The 13,061-nt window shown below is 37.0% G+C and carries 17 protein-coding genes; 8 read left to right on the plus strand and 9 right to left on the minus strand.

Annotation, left to right across the window (positions count from 1 at the left end; all coding sequences use genetic code 11):
* Positions 1-63 precede the first annotated feature (63 nt).
* From NSQ95_RS14780 to NSQ95_RS14805, 6 genes are all read left to right on the plus strand, one after another.
* On the plus strand, positions 64-492 hold the full coding sequence (locus NSQ95_RS14780) for an HIT family protein (protein WP_340882468.1): 429 nt from the start codon (positions 64-66) through the stop codon (positions 490-492).
* A gap of 111 nt (positions 493-603) precedes the next feature.
* On the plus strand, positions 604-1,128 hold the full coding sequence (locus NSQ95_RS14785) for a tryptophan transporter (protein ID WP_340882467.1): 525 nt from the start codon (positions 604-606) through the stop codon (positions 1,126-1,128).
* A 306-nt stretch (positions 1,129-1,434) separates the two neighbouring features.
* Complete coding sequence (locus tag NSQ95_RS14790; protein ID WP_340882466.1) at positions 1,435-1,812, plus strand: YtxH domain-containing protein; 378 nt, start codon at positions 1,435-1,437, stop codon at positions 1,810-1,812.
* A gap of 282 nt (positions 1,813-2,094) precedes the next feature.
* Positions 2,095-2,628, plus strand: a complete 534-nt coding sequence (locus NSQ95_RS14795) for an HTH-type transcriptional regulator Hpr (protein WP_340882464.1) — start codon at positions 2,095-2,097, stop codon at positions 2,626-2,628.
* A 121-nt stretch (positions 2,629-2,749) separates the two neighbouring features.
* Positions 2,750-3,295: a DUF3267 domain-containing protein gene (locus NSQ95_RS14800; RefSeq protein ID WP_342559873.1), complete on the plus strand. Its 546-nt coding sequence runs from the start codon at positions 2,750-2,752 to the stop codon at positions 3,293-3,295.
* Positions 3,296-3,363: 68 nt separating this feature from the next.
* Positions 3,364-3,549, plus strand: a complete 186-nt coding sequence (locus tag NSQ95_RS14805; protein ID WP_090570160.1) for a hypothetical protein — start codon at positions 3,364-3,366, stop codon at positions 3,547-3,549.
* A gap of 98 nt (positions 3,550-3,647) precedes the next feature.
* On the opposite strand, the gene NSQ95_RS14810 is transcribed toward NSQ95_RS14805, so the two are convergent.
* Positions 3,648-3,758 (minus strand): YjcZ family sporulation protein, encoded by a 111-nt coding sequence (locus tag NSQ95_RS14810; RefSeq protein WP_340882460.1) that lies wholly within the window; start codon positions 3,756-3,758, stop codon positions 3,648-3,650.
* 139 nt (positions 3,759-3,897) lie between these two features.
* Between NSQ95_RS14810 and NSQ95_RS14815 the strand changes: the two genes are divergently transcribed.
* Entirely contained in the window at positions 3,898-4,836 is a 939-nt protein-coding gene (locus tag NSQ95_RS14815; RefSeq protein WP_298473842.1) for a peptidylprolyl isomerase, read from the plus strand.
* Between the two features lie 112 nt (positions 4,837-4,948).
* Here NSQ95_RS14815 and yhaM read toward each other — a convergent pair whose 3' ends face one another.
* The 6 genes from yhaM to NSQ95_RS14845 form a co-directional block, all read right to left on the minus strand.
* Positions 4,949-5,887, minus strand: a complete 939-nt coding sequence (gene yhaM, locus NSQ95_RS14820) for a 3'-5' exoribonuclease YhaM (protein ID WP_340882455.1) — start codon at positions 5,885-5,887, stop codon at positions 4,949-4,951.
* The gene (locus tag NSQ95_RS14825) at positions 5,884-8,601 is read right to left on the minus strand and encodes an AAA family ATPase (protein ID WP_340882453.1); all 2,718 of its coding nucleotides are present in this window, start codon (positions 8,599-8,601) and stop codon (positions 5,884-5,886) included. Before NSQ95_RS14825 ends, yhaM begins: the two co-directional genes overlap by 4 nt.
* A gap of 5 nt (positions 8,602-8,606) precedes the next feature.
* On the minus strand, positions 8,607-9,812 hold the full coding sequence (locus NSQ95_RS14830) for a DNA repair exonuclease (RefSeq protein WP_340882451.1): 1,206 nt from the start codon (positions 9,810-9,812) through the stop codon (positions 8,607-8,609).
* A 90-nt stretch (positions 9,813-9,902) separates the two neighbouring features.
* Positions 9,903-10,091, minus strand: a complete 189-nt coding sequence (locus NSQ95_RS14835) for a hypothetical protein (RefSeq protein WP_342559874.1) — start codon at positions 10,089-10,091, stop codon at positions 9,903-9,905.
* Positions 10,092-10,106: 15 nt separating this feature from the next.
* Positions 10,107-10,418: a DUF3796 domain-containing protein gene (locus tag NSQ95_RS14840; RefSeq protein WP_342559875.1), complete on the minus strand. Its 312-nt coding sequence runs from the start codon at positions 10,416-10,418 to the stop codon at positions 10,107-10,109.
* A complete protein-coding gene (locus tag NSQ95_RS14845) occupies positions 10,419-10,619 on the minus strand; it encodes a helix-turn-helix transcriptional regulator (protein ID WP_169361391.1) in 201 nt (66 codons plus the stop codon).
* A gap of 138 nt (positions 10,620-10,757) precedes the next feature.
* On the opposite strand from NSQ95_RS14845, the gene NSQ95_RS14850 reads away from it, so the two are divergent.
* Positions 10,758-10,943, plus strand: a complete 186-nt coding sequence (locus tag NSQ95_RS14850) for a YhzD family protein (protein WP_342559876.1) — start codon at positions 10,758-10,760, stop codon at positions 10,941-10,943.
* A gap of 49 nt (positions 10,944-10,992) precedes the next feature.
* Here the strand turns inward: NSQ95_RS14850 and NSQ95_RS14855 are convergent, their stop codons facing one another.
* Both NSQ95_RS14855 and NSQ95_RS14860 read right to left on the minus strand, forming a co-directional pair.
* Entirely contained in the window at positions 10,993-12,009 is a 1,017-nt protein-coding gene (locus NSQ95_RS14855) for an anti sigma factor C-terminal domain-containing protein (RefSeq protein WP_342559877.1), read from the minus strand.
* Positions 11,996-12,550, minus strand: a complete 555-nt coding sequence (locus tag NSQ95_RS14860; protein ID WP_342559878.1) for a sigma-70 family RNA polymerase sigma factor — start codon at positions 12,548-12,550, stop codon at positions 11,996-11,998. The genes NSQ95_RS14855 and NSQ95_RS14860 overlap by 14 nt, the downstream gene beginning before the upstream one ends.
* Positions 12,551-13,061: the final 511 nt, after the last annotated feature.

The raw sequence follows: 13,061 nt of genomic DNA on the forward strand, positions 1-13,061 counted from the left end.
AGAAAAACAAACTTGTCCTATTATATGTTAAACTCATCCTAATAATGAATAGGAGGTTTTTTCATGAGTAACTGTATTTTTTGTAAAATAATCGATGGCTCTATCCCTAGTGCTAAAATTTATGAGGATGAACATGTGTATGCTTTTATGGATATTATGCCTCTGACAAAGGGACATACTTTAATCATTCCTAAATCCCACAAGGAAAATGTATATGACTTAAGCGAAGAAGAGGCTAGCAATTTATTTAAGGTAGTTCCCAAAATTGCGTCTGCATTAAAAGATACGTTTGGACCTGTTGGGATGAACCTATTAAATAATAACGGTGCCCCTGCTGGACAAAGCGTTTTCCATTTCCATTTGCATTTTATTCCACGCTACGATCAAACCGATGGACTGAAGCTCACTTGGAATACAAAGGAAAAAACCTATTCATCCGACATGATTCAGGAATTGGCAAAAGAACTGTCAAATAAATTATCTGCCAACTAATTGCTTTTAAAAGGAAAAAGATTTACAATCTATAATAAGTTTCTTGCTAACGATCATGAGGATACGTTAGGAGAACTAAACAGCCTAAGAAAAGTTGAGGAGAGATGAGAAATGAATACGAAAAATCTTGTACTAATGTCTTTACTAGTTGGTGTAGGAGCAGTGCTTTACATTATTATTCCTGGCATTAACGGGGGTATGAAGCCAGATTTTATGTTGACCATGATGTTTATTGGAATACTATTATTTCCTGAGGTCAAAAGTGTATTTTTACTAGGATTATCCACAGGAATAATTTCAGGATTATTTTCGACCTTCCCTGGTGGCTTTGTTCCAAATATAATTGATAAAACAATTACTGCATTTGTTTTCTTTGGACTAGTTATTGTGTTAAATAAATTAGCTAACAAATTGGCCGTAGCAGTCGTTTTAACTTGCGTTGGCACTCTAATATCAGGAACTGTTTTCCTATCCACCGCTATTTTCATATTTAATGCAGGCGCGGTATTTACAGAACTCTTCCTAATAGTCGTTTTACCAGCAATACTTATAAATGGCATAGCATTTTTTATCATTTATCCAATTGTCGTAAAACTTGTGAAACGCTCTAATTTTAATACAGCACTTACCATTTAACACAAGAAAAGCGCAAGCGCCTGTGTCTGCCCCGACAGGCAAATGAGGAAAGGCGAGGAGGCAGTTCCTCAGCCACCGCAAACGCTCTTGTTTGCGACGAGCTTGCGCAGGAGCAGTATTTTCCCATTTGACCCCGAGGGGCAAGGCGGTGGAGCTTGCCATTAATTTATCCACAGGTCTATATTTTTATAATTCCTAAACAATGAAAAAGCTTTCCTTTTATGAGGAAAGCTTTTTTTGTATTGAATATTATGTTTTAATAATGGAAAGGAAAGGAATAATATATACATATAAGGAGTGATTTGCATGAAAGTATCACAATTATTAATTGGTGTAGCTCTTGGAGCGTTAACAGGTGCGACTACTGTACTTTTATCCACCCCTAAAAGTGGTCCAGAAGTTAGGGAAAATATTAAAGCGGTATCTGCTGACTACAAAGACAAGCTTTCCGATATCAACGATCAGCTACGAAAAGTGAAGGTATCGATACAAAGCTTAAAGGCAGAATCACAGGTTATGATTCCACGAACAGTCAAAGACTTGAAAGAAAGCGTTGAAAAGTGGCAAAGCGACACAGCCCCTCTCCAACAACAATTACAAAATGAGATTTCATCCATTCAAACAGCTATTGATGAGCTTGAACAAGCACTTCCTAAGAAAAAAGAAGTTATAGTTACTAACTAACCAAAAGTATGCGTTTAGTCTTTTAGATTAAAGGCATACTTTTTTTAAACCTACATATTTTTGAATGTTTCAATTATTCTAAAATATATCTATATGAATAGCTTGCTAGACTAACTATAGGTGTCTATACTTATCGTTATAGGAAATTATGTCTAACTGGTCTAATCTTGAAATAAAATAAATTATTATAAAATTAATAATATTTTCAAATATTTTATTTCAATTTTCTTACTTTATTGCTATAATGTGTTAAGATTATATACCAGAAAGAAGGCATACGAGATGACTGATCAATTTTATACGATGAAGGAAGCAATGCTATATAGTCAGCGAATCGCTCAACTTTCAAAGGCTCTTTGGAAGGCAGTAGAAAAAGATTGGCAAACGTGGATTAAGCCCTATGACCTTAATATTAATGAACACCATATTTTATGGATATCCTATCATTTAAAAGGTGCTACCATTTCAGATGTAGCCAAATTTGGAGTTATGCATGTTTCTACAGCCTTTAATTTCTCTAAGAAACTCGAGGAGCGTGGATTGCTTTCTTTCTCTAAACGAGACACAGACAAGCGCAACACTTATGTAGACGTTACGGAAAAAGGTCAATTACTTTTAGAGGAAATGTATGAGAATTACCACCAAACTCCCCATTCTGTTATTGAAGGGTCTCGTCCAATGAAAGATTTGTACGGCAGGTTTCCAGAATTCATGGATGTTATGGCAGTTATTCGCAATATTTATGGTGACGATTTCATGGAAATATTCGAACGTTCTATTCAAAACATTGATGAGTCTTTTACAAAGGCAGAATAGCGTCATATCAGCAATGTAAGCGTTCTATAAATCTTTACAATTAATAAGCTTGTATTTTATATAGAAACATCGTATTGTATGTATCTGAAATATATTTTACTATATAGGAGATGCATCAATCTTGCATTGTTGGAAAACTATTAATGTCAAAAAACAATATGGTATGGAACGGCTATTTTTCCTATCTTCCATACTAGTTATGTCCGTTTTTTCAATTGTCTATGCTTTACAAGGAACTATTAATGACTCACATAAATCTGATGACTTCTTTTGGCTATTTGCGATTGGTATGATAATGGTATATCCACTTCACAAGTTGTTTCATTTTCTTCCGTTATTTACGATTCGTAAACATATAAAAGTAACTCTCAACAGACGTTATGGTTTTCTTCCGATAGTTTCCATAAAAGTCTGTGAACCAATAAATAAATATCAGTTTATATTTTCGTTGCTTTCACCTTTTATTTTCATTAATGCTGCTATTTTAATAGGAGCTCTTACTGCGCCACATTTTGCCCATTATTTTATTATGCTATTAGCCTATCATTGCGGAATGTGCTTGATTGATTTAATTTATGTAAAGAATTTAAGTAAATCACCTAGAAGTGCTTTCGTGGAAGAAACAGACGCTGGTTATCAAATTCTAATCGTCGCTTCCAATCATTAGTAATATGTAACACTTGTAACTCCTACCCGAATTTTGTTATGCTTAGTGTACATGAAGGGAGTTTAGACATGATCATATTTACTTTAGTTCTATTCTCAGCATTTTACTTGCTACAAATTAATCGAATGACATATGCACTTGTAATGTCAAAAGAAATCCCAGAAGAAAAACATCCTAAGATTTTTAGAACCATTAATATATTAATTACGATTCTTCTTGTATCTTTCTATGTTGAGTTAGTTTACGCAGTTTAATAGAAAAAATAGACCCAAATCATTTAAATGATTGGGTCATTTCTTTTTTAGACTTAGAGTGACTAAGAGCACCTGAGTGATCTTAGTCGTTGATCACGTTAGTAGATGAAAGCAGCGCCAACGATAATCAAAAGAATAAACAGAACTACCAATAAAGCGAAGCCAGAACCAGCTCCAGTGCCTCCGCCGTAGTTATATTGTCCACCCATTTAGAACACCTCCTCTTTCTAATTTATCTTATGCGGTGGTTTCCAAATATGGTGGGCAAATGAACGGGAACCATTTTTGTTTTTATTTCGTTTATGGTATAGTTACAGTTGCAGCAAGATGAAGTTAGGAGAGATTTTTATGAAAAAAACAGTTTTATCATTAACGTTAGCAGCATCTGTTCTTGCATTAGGGGCTTGTAATGACAACGAATCTGCAGATAGCAGTAAAGTAATTGCATCCTCTAAAGTAGGCGACATCACACAAAATGATTTATATGAAGAAATGAAGGCTTCTATTGGAGATCAAGCTTTTCAACTTCTTATGATTGAAAAAGTATTAGACTCTAAGTACGATGTTACCGACAAACAAGTAGATGCTCAGCTAAAAGCAGATAAAGAACAACTTGGGGAAAACTTTGAAACATTGCTTGCACAACAAGGATACACAGAAGAATCCTACAAAAAGTATTTACGTCTTAACCTTCTACAAGAAGCTGCTCTTATTGAAGATGTAGAAGTTTCAGAAGATGAAATTAAGGCTGAATATGAAAATACGAAAAATGAAATTAATGCACGCCACGTGCTTGTAGAGGATGAAGAAACGGCTAAGAAAGTTAAAGCTGAATTAGAATCCGGAAAAGATTTTGCAGAAGTGGCAAAAGCTTATTCCACAGAACCAGCTGCACAACAAAGTGGTGGAGAATTAGGTTGGTTTGGTAAAGGTGCAATGGCTGCAGAATTTGAAGAAGCGGCATTCGCCTTAGAGCCTAACGTAATCAGTGAGCCAGTTCAATCTAGCTTTGGATTCCACGTTATCGAAGTTACGGACAAGCGTGAAGTTAAAGAGTCGTATGATGACAAAAAAGCAGAGTTAGAGAAAAACTTAAAACTTGAAAAAGCAGATCAAGCTGCATTACTACCTAAAATTTCTAAATTGTTGAAAGATGCAAAAGTTGACATCAAAGATAAAGATTTAGAAAAAGCACTTGATGAATTTTTAGCTGCAGGAGACGCTGCAGGTTCTACAGAGCAACCAGTAACTGAAGAAGATGCAACGACTGAAGAAACTGAAAAATAATTAGATATCGTTTTGACTAAAGAGACCGTAACTATATTGCGGTCTCTTTTTATCTTTTAGCTGGCCATATAAAAAAACGTAAAGGTCTATTTGACCTTTACGTTTTTTCTAGCTATTCAAAAGTAGGTTTATAGAAGGAACGATTTTCTAAAGCGAAAAGACGCTCAGTAAACTCACCCGGGTTAGTTTTAGCTAATGCTCGATTAAGCATATTCATCTTCGCATCAATATTATCGATATAATGAAGGATTTCAGCTTCTTTTAACATCGGTCGCTTAGGACTACCCCATTCCTCTTTTCCATGATGAGAAAGCACCATATGTTGAAGAAGCATTATTTCCTCTCCTTCAATTTGAAGCTCTTCTGCTGCTTTAGATATCTCATTCACCATGATGGTGATATGTCCTAAAAGGTTACCTTCAATTGTATACGTTGTAGCAACAGGACCTGAAAGTTCTACTACTTTACCAATATCATGTAAGATAATTCCGGCATATAGAAGATCTTTATTGATAGTCGGATAAAGCTCACTAATGGATTTCCCTAGCTTCAGCATGGAAACAACATGATCTATTAAACCAGAAGCATAGTCATGATGATTTTTAGTAGCAGCTGGATATGTCATAAATGCGGTTTGATGCTTTTTCATTAAATGACGTGTTACTCGTTGTATCACTGGGTTTTTCATCTCGAAGAAAAATTGCAGTAATTCCTCCATCAATTCTTCTTTAGGCTTTTCTGCTGATGGGACTAAATCATTGATACTTATCGTCTCGTCTGCTTTCACAGGTCGGATACTTTTTACGCGTAGCTGAAATTTGCCACGATAGTCTTGTATTTCTCCTCCGACACGCACTATTTGACTAGCAGCATACTGTTTTTCATGTTCCTCGTTTGTATCCCAAAGCTTTGCCTCGATATCTCCACTTTTATCTTGCAATATAAGAGACATGAATGGTTTTCCAACTGTAGTGATACCTTTAGTTGATTGTTTTATCAGTAAGAAATGATCGACAGGATCTCCTACTCGTAGCTGTGTAATTCCCTTCATCTCAAAACCCCTCCACTTCCAACTTGTATTGTAGCTACGTCTATTATATGAGCCTCATTCAAACTAAGACGCATATGCTCATGACACGTAAAATATAGTAATTGATGTTCATTTTGTAGCTCTTCCATTAATTGTACCACTTGTGTTAACCGGTTTCGATCGAAATGTACAAATGGATCATCTAGAATAATAGGAAAGGATAACCGATTCTTTAAAGAAACCGCTAAAGCTATTCTTAATGCAATATACGCTTGCTCCTTCGTAGCCTGACTTAGCTCTGCTATTCGAAATCGTTCTCCACTAGGTTTAACCGCTTCGAATAAGCCCTCGGGTGTAAACTCTAACAGCTCGTAGGATTTGTTCGTTAAGATCCTAAAATAGCTTTTGGCTTTATCAAGTACGTCTGGCAGTCGTTCCTCTTTTAACTGCAACACTGTCTGCTTGATTGCTTCTGTTACCGTTTTATAAGCAGCCCATTTTTTTACTAACTCATACAGCTCTGATTTTTTCTCTTCTAATTGCTGTAATTTTTGACTTTGTTCCTCATTCTCGAGTAAGCGACTCGTTTCATAAAGTAAGGTTGCTTTTTCTTCTAAAAGAATATGACTTTTTTCTTTCATCGCCTCTAGAGTTTCTCTTACTGTTCTTTCAAAGCCTTCTTCAAAATCATTTATGTTTACTTGCCGATCGCCTAATTGCATTCTCACGTGCTCTAATTCTTTTTCTAGTGCCGCTCTAGCTTGAGAAACTACATGTGCTTGGTAAAAATCACTTTCTGTTGAAACTCCCGCTTCCTTAAACAGCATAGTAATCTGCTGTTCCTGAGCGTTTAATAACAATTCTAGTTCATTTAACTTTTCTTGTAGCTTTGTTATTTTACTAAGAGTACTCTGCTCTTCTTCAAGCCTTTTCTTTTCTTTCAAATAAATTTCTCTGAGCTGATGAAATAAAATATCATTTACTAACTGGGATTTCACTAAGGACTGTGCTCTGCGTTCCAAGTCCCTTAAATTTTTACTGACTTCCTCGAGCTTACCTTCCATCTGGTCAAGTTGGATTTGTTGATTTTGAATAAGCCTTAACCGGGTAAATAACTCAGGCAGTAAGCTTGGGGATAATTCCTCATCAATATGATAAGTTCTTAAAAAGTCATAAATTTTATGCTTACATTCCTTCTTTTGGTGTTCAATTTCTAAGACAACACCCTCTAGACGCATAATTTGATCCTTAAGACTTCTTAATTCGTCCTCTAATAGGTCTGTATATTGATGAGCCTCATTATCTTTTTGAAGACCTTTGATGAGCAAGGTAAACCCGCTATATATCCCAGCACTTATAATTACTGTAAGGAGCGCAATTAGCCAATTGGATGCAAGAACACTAAAGATTAACCCAACCATCAGTACAAATCCTACTAATGAAAATATAATACCTTTTGTGTTACTCTGACCCTTAGATGAATTACGTGAACGTTTAGATTCACGTAGCCGTTTTTCTAGCTGCTCGACATCCTGCATTTTCAGGTTTAGCAAACGTTCTTCTTGTTGAAATTGCTGATTAAGCTGCTCTTGTTGGTTAAGCATCGTCACCAGCCGGTCCTCCTGCTGGATTGATACATCAGCTGTCACTATATCATTTAAGCTACTTTCCCAATCAATTCCAACTAGGCTAAGCTCTTGCATTTGCTGCTGGAGAATTTTACTATGCTCCTCTTCTAACTGGACTCGTTTTGCACGTAATTGATGCCATTGGGATTCCTGGCTTAAAAAACCTTGGATTTCCTCTAGATTTTCTGGAGTTATTGCTTCACTACTATGAACAATTGACTGCAGCTCATGCTTAAATTGTTCTACCGCTATTTGAGTATTGGTCTGCTTGTCCTTAACAGCCTCATATCGTCGAAGACCTTCCGGAGGAAATGAATGACTTGGTAGCTTATCCAATTTCTCTAAAAGCTCATTTTCCGCTATTTTTAACGGTTTTAATTGCTTCCAATGGGAATAACTCTGAAGTTGGTCCGCTAGCTCTTTCTCACGTTCTACCGATTCTTTTAAGATACTTTCAATCTCATTTAAACGCTTGATGGAGGGTTCGTACTTTTCCACTTGGTCCATTTGTGCCTTCCAAGCGGTCTCAAGCTGTCGTATCTCCTCCATTTTTTGATTGATGAAGGGCTTTCGTCCAGTAGGCTTATATAGCTCTCCCATTTCTTTTGCAAACTGCATTTCAACACTAGATAACGTGTCCATTCCTGTAGTCCCAGAAGAAAGTAAAGTACGTGTCAGCTCTTCCTCCGTCATTTTTTCAAATCCTTGTAGCTGAAGTAAAGAAAATGAAAAGATTGCCTCATAGTCAGCTCGACTATAAGCATTCAATATTGTCCCAAGCTCCTTTTCTCCTCCACGAGTCCCATCCTCAAAATATAAGGTAACATCTCCACTTGCCTTCCCTTTTACTCTCTCGATGAAAACTCTACTGCCATCGTCCGTTAGAATTTGTATTTTACCTCCATAGGTGGCATTACTTCTAGGCTCATATCTTAACAGCTGTGAATTTCGTTGTGGGAAGCCAAAAAGGATGTGAAGTATAAATTGTTGAATCGTGGACTTCCCTGCTTCATTTTCTCCATAGAATACGTTAATCCCACCATGTACATTAACTTCTAGATTTTCATGTTTTCCAAAGCCATATATGTGGAGCTTTTCTATTTTCATACCCTCTACACTCCCCTCGATACAGCCTTGTTCAGCAATTGTTTTGATTCTTCTTTGACCTCTTCAATGAAATGCTCGTCAATGCTTGGTAGATATCGACTACCTTTTGGATGCTGATATAATTCTTTTACGGCAAGCTTCCATTCGGCGGAATCCCACCCTTCCCATATTTCCGAAAGTATAAGTGCTTCGTTTAACTGACTAGCTGGTAGGTTAATAGTTAAATCCTTAAGGAGAATAAATGGATTATGCTTGTCTAGAGATTCCTGAAAAATAGCAAGCCACTCCTCCCTCGATGAGGCATCCAGCATTTCAAAAGTCTCTTCTGAGATATCGGAAAGCGTAAGCTCTACTATAGCGTTTCCGTTTTGTTCCACATAATCCTTTAGCCCCTGCTCCACAAGGGTTATCAATTCATTGGCATGGATAATATTCTTACAAGAAACCTCTAACTGATCGTATATAAACATACTACATGGAACAAATTGTAGGTCCGTTTTATCTTTGGAGAGAGTTACCTCATAAAACCCTTTCTTACCTCTTTCATTGCGATGGCGGCTTTGAATATTACCTGGATAAACAATAGCAGGGTCCATATGTAACACCTGTCGCTTGTGAATATGTCCAAGCGCCCAGTAATCATACCCCTTACCGATTAAATCACTTTGACGAAACGGAGCATACACATCATGCTCTTTGTCTCCCTCTACGCTTCCATGTAGCATTCCGATATGGTAGTCTTGACCACTCGCATTCGGATAATAGGAATGCATCGCCTCTCGAATATGGCGTTCCTTATAGCTAAAGCCAGAAATATGGACTTGATTTCCTTGGACAGCAATTGTTTTAGTCTCTACGTCTTGGCCAAACACCTGTACATTTTCAGGTAACTGGAAACGCACCCAGCTCCCACTTAAATGATCATGATTCCCATGGCAAATAAAAACCGGTATCCCGACTTCTCGAAGAGCTTCCATTCCCCTTTGAAATAAATGCTGGGCTCTCAAGCTCCGATTTTCACCATCGTATATATCTCCTGCTATTAGGACAAAGTCTGGCTTAGCCGTAACTGCATACTGAATAATATTTTCAAAGGCATGGAACGTGCTTTCTCTGATTTCCTGCCACCTATTTTTAGGGATAGATGAAAGACCTTTAAAGGGACTGTCCAAATGTAAATCTGCCACATGTAAAAAACGAATAGCTGCCATCCTACTACACCTCACTAAAAATAGAATATTTGTTCTTATTTTATCATATAGAAAAGGCTATACACAAATAAATGTGTGATAGCCCTACTTTTATTGCTTTTCCAATTGTATTTGTACAAGAGATGCCACTAAACCAGTTATCCCTGCTGTCAACCCCGCTGGTAGACTAAAGAGGAAGTAATACCACTGTCCTGTATATAGAGAGAGTCCTAAGAAAATTAATGGCATTCCTATTAAAGCAAATAGGGATGCAACTAGTGCCCATTTAGCCTTGGTCATGATTTATTCCTCCTTTTAGTTATTTTTATCTGCTACTGCAGCCCCTACCCCATAAGAGACTATGTGTATAACCCAAAGACCGGTCATTATGAAGAATGCAAGTCCTGGTCCCTCCACAATGATAATAATCATCCATGCTACTAATATTGCAGCAGTTGTGACTTTCCAGGAATAAGATCTTGCTGTTGAATGTACTTGATTGTACCTTTCATCAAACAGTCTTTTTTTCTTTCCGATTCTACGAAAAACAAAAAAAGTAATCCCCATAATTGCTATCGCCGTTGGTAACCCAATTAAAAACGTGAACCAATCAAATTCTGCATTCATTTAATCGTCCCCTTCGTAAATGAAAATGTCCTCTATATAACATTTGAATAACCTGGAAAGCTTAAAAGCCAATTGAATAGATGGATTATACTTTCCTTTTTCTAAAGAAATGATAGTCTGCCGAGACACCTCCAGCTTTTCTGATAATTCATCCTGCGTCAATCCTAGTTCCATTCGCTTATCCCGAACATAATTTTTCACCGGTACCCTCCCTTTTGTAAAGCTAACTTTACGTAAAGTATACTTTACCTCCAAAAGTAATGTCAAGCTGGCTTTACTTTTATTTTTTAATTTTTGTTGTATAATGAATTTTAAGAATACATAAGGGGTGTATGATAGATGAAAGCCTATAAATTCACAGCATTTGAACCAACAGGGGAACTGATCATTGAGGAAACATGGAATTACGAAAACGACGAAGAAGCAAAAAAACAAGGTGAAGAAGCAATTAACGAAAAGGGCTATGGCAATAAAACACATCGCCTTGTAAATAGCTCAGGCAAGCTTATATTGTTTCATGTGTAAATGAAAAAGGGACTTAGCACCGCTATAATTAACGGGCTAAGTCCCTTTTTTATTGTTCAATCCAATTCCATGGTTTGATCTCTCCAAGTTTTGCGTTATGGATTCCTTCTATTTCCTTCAGTTTCAGTAGTTCCTTCACTGGCCCAGTTACAACTGCTCCATATACTTGAAATCCTTGTTTTTGTAGATAGTCATATCTCTCTTGAAGGTAAGCTGTTCCTAGTAATGTTTCGGCTAGATTTTTATCTTCTTTGAGCATTCTTTCCATATTTTTAAGCATGATTTCTTGGCTTTCTTTGACTGTTTCGGTGTTTAAATTAGTGGTCGAATATGTGATGTTAAAATCGGCATCTACTTCTTTAAATCCAGCTAACCCCCAAGGTTTTGCTAATGTTATATCGTTTTCACTGCCACTCCAGCCACCTTCAGTGAAGTTCTTTAACTCCCCCATATAAACCGGCATCCAAAGAACATCTACTTGATATGAAGAAACTAAATCTAATAGTTCTTCTGGTGATGAGTAATCGTTAATGGAAAAGGCTAGTTGCGCAACATTTCCTTCATGGACGTGCTCTAATTGGTTCCAAACATCCGGCGTCTCCGTTTCGTCTAGTTTTACATTCGTTACAGGATTATAGGGTAAAGAAAAAGTAAATCCCTCTTGACTACTATAGGGAAAATACTCATTAACAGTAGTGGTGCTATAAGCTTCTATAAGAGGTTTTTTTAAGCTAATCTTTGTAATAGCAAATTCCTCTTTACCTATTATTTTTATTAAAGGAAATTCAATCTTTTGGGTTAAAAATGGGTTAATTTCATTCGTGCTACCGACTGAAATACTGGAGGTATAACCTGGATAGGTCCAATCAACAGCTAGCTTCTGATAAAATTCATTACGCTTACCTACATTGGTAGCATCATAAATAATTGAAACGCTTATCATATAAACGGCATATACAAGAACAATTCCTAAAAGTACACGAATAACATTAAAAGATAACTTCCAGGAAAAACGTTTTTTATGTTTTTGAACAATTGCTTTTGCTTTATCATCATTCCATTCCATCTTTTCCACTCCTATCAAAATCTTTACCAAGTCGCTCTGCCAATTGTTTAAATCGTTGTCGTGCCCTATGTATCGTTACTTTAACTTGGTCTAACGTAATCTCTAGCGTATCTGCAATCTCCTCATAGGAAAATTCCTCAAATTCTCTTAAATACAAAATGGTTCGGTAATTTTCTGGGAGCAGCAGGGATACATCCTTGATCTCATGGGAACTTTCCTGATTTAATAAATCTTCCTCCGGTAACCCATAAGGGCTTACATATTCCTCAGAATTGGAGAGATAGTCATAGAGGGGAACCCACCTCCACCTCTTTCGCTTTCGCCATTCATCCATATATGTATTTCTAGCTACCTTATATAGCCAGCTTTTCACCTGTCCCCCCTCATATAAATCAAGGGAGAGTGTTGCTCTATAAAAGGTCTCCTGTACAAGTTCTTCTGCAATAGTATCTGACCCGGTTAGTTTAAGTAAATAAAAGTAGAGAGGCTTAGCATATGCCAAATAGACTGTTTCTAAATCATCTTGCCTTTGCTTCTTCACTACCCTGCCTCCCTTCTAACCTAAAACGTTTGGATCTCTATATTGTTACAGTCTAAATTAAATTTTTGGGAAAATATATAGGAGGAGTAATAGGGGGAGCCACCTTTGTGGTGGTGTCTGTTGGTTTATGGGCGTTTTTCTTGTTGGTTATGGGACACTTTGCATGATGTTATGGGCGCTTGCGGGGTTTATGGGCGGGTTCTATTGATTTACGGGCACTTCCCTGTGGGTTATGGGACACTTTGCATGATGTTATGGGCGCTTTTTCAGGTTTTATGGGCGCAAGCCAAGTTTACGGGCGCTTTTGATTAATTTATGGGCTATTTTCTGGTGCTTATGGGACACTCTCCTTCCCTTTATGGGACACTTTAGATGAAGTTATGGGCTTTTTCGAGGTTTATGGGCGCGTTCTATTGATTTACAGGCGCTTCCGTGTGGGGTATGGGACACTTTGCATGATGTTATGGGCGCTTTTTCAGGATTTATGGTCGCAAGCCAAGTTTACGGGCGC

This window comes from Psychrobacillus sp. FSL W7-1457, from assembly GCF_038593405.1.
Lineage (GTDB): Bacteria > Bacillota > Bacilli > Bacillales_A > Planococcaceae > Psychrobacillus.

Bases quoted from the DNA above. Each gene is read 5' to 3' on its own strand.
- NSQ95_RS14780 (WP_340882468.1), top strand. From the start codon at position 64: ATGAGTAACTGTATTTTTTGTAAAATAATCGATGGCTCTATCCCTAGT.
- NSQ95_RS14785 (WP_340882467.1), top strand. From the start codon at position 604: ATGAATACGAAAAATCTTGTACTAATGTCTTTACTAGTTGGTGTAGGA.
- NSQ95_RS14790 (WP_340882466.1), top strand. From the start codon at position 1,435: ATGAAAGTATCACAATTATTAATTGGTGTAGCTCTTGGAGCGTTAACA.
- NSQ95_RS14795 (WP_340882464.1), top strand. From the start codon at position 2,095: ATGACTGATCAATTTTATACGATGAAGGAAGCAATGCTATATAGTCAG.
- NSQ95_RS14805 (WP_090570160.1), top strand. From the start codon at position 3,364: ATGATCATATTTACTTTAGTTCTATTCTCAGCATTTTACTTGCTACAA.
- NSQ95_RS14810 (WP_340882460.1), bottom strand. From the start codon at position 3,758: ATGGGTGGACAATATAACTACGGCGGAGGCACTGGAGCTGGTTCTGGC.
- NSQ95_RS14815 (WP_298473842.1), top strand. From the start codon at position 3,898: ATGAAAAAAACAGTTTTATCATTAACGTTAGCAGCATCTGTTCTTGCA.
- yhaM (WP_340882455.1), bottom strand. From the start codon at position 5,887: ATGAAGGGAATTACACAGCTACGAGTAGGAGATCCTGTCGATCATTTC.
- NSQ95_RS14825 (WP_340882453.1), bottom strand. From the start codon at position 8,601: ATGAAAATAGAAAAGCTCCACATATATGGCTTTGGAAAACATGAAAAT.
- NSQ95_RS14830 (WP_340882451.1), bottom strand. From the start codon at position 9,812: ATGGCAGCTATTCGTTTTTTACATGTGGCAGATTTACATTTGGACAGT.
- NSQ95_RS14835 (WP_342559874.1), bottom strand. From the start codon at position 10,091: ATGACCAAGGCTAAATGGGCACTAGTTGCATCCCTATTTGCTTTAATA.
- NSQ95_RS14840 (WP_342559875.1), bottom strand. From the start codon at position 10,418: ATGAATGCAGAATTTGATTGGTTCACGTTTTTAATTGGGTTACCAACG.
- NSQ95_RS14850 (WP_342559876.1), top strand. From the start codon at position 10,758: ATGAAAGCCTATAAATTCACAGCATTTGAACCAACAGGGGAACTGATC.
- NSQ95_RS14855 (WP_342559877.1), bottom strand. From the start codon at position 12,009: ATGGAATGGAATGATGATAAAGCAAAAGCAATTGTTCAAAAACATAAA.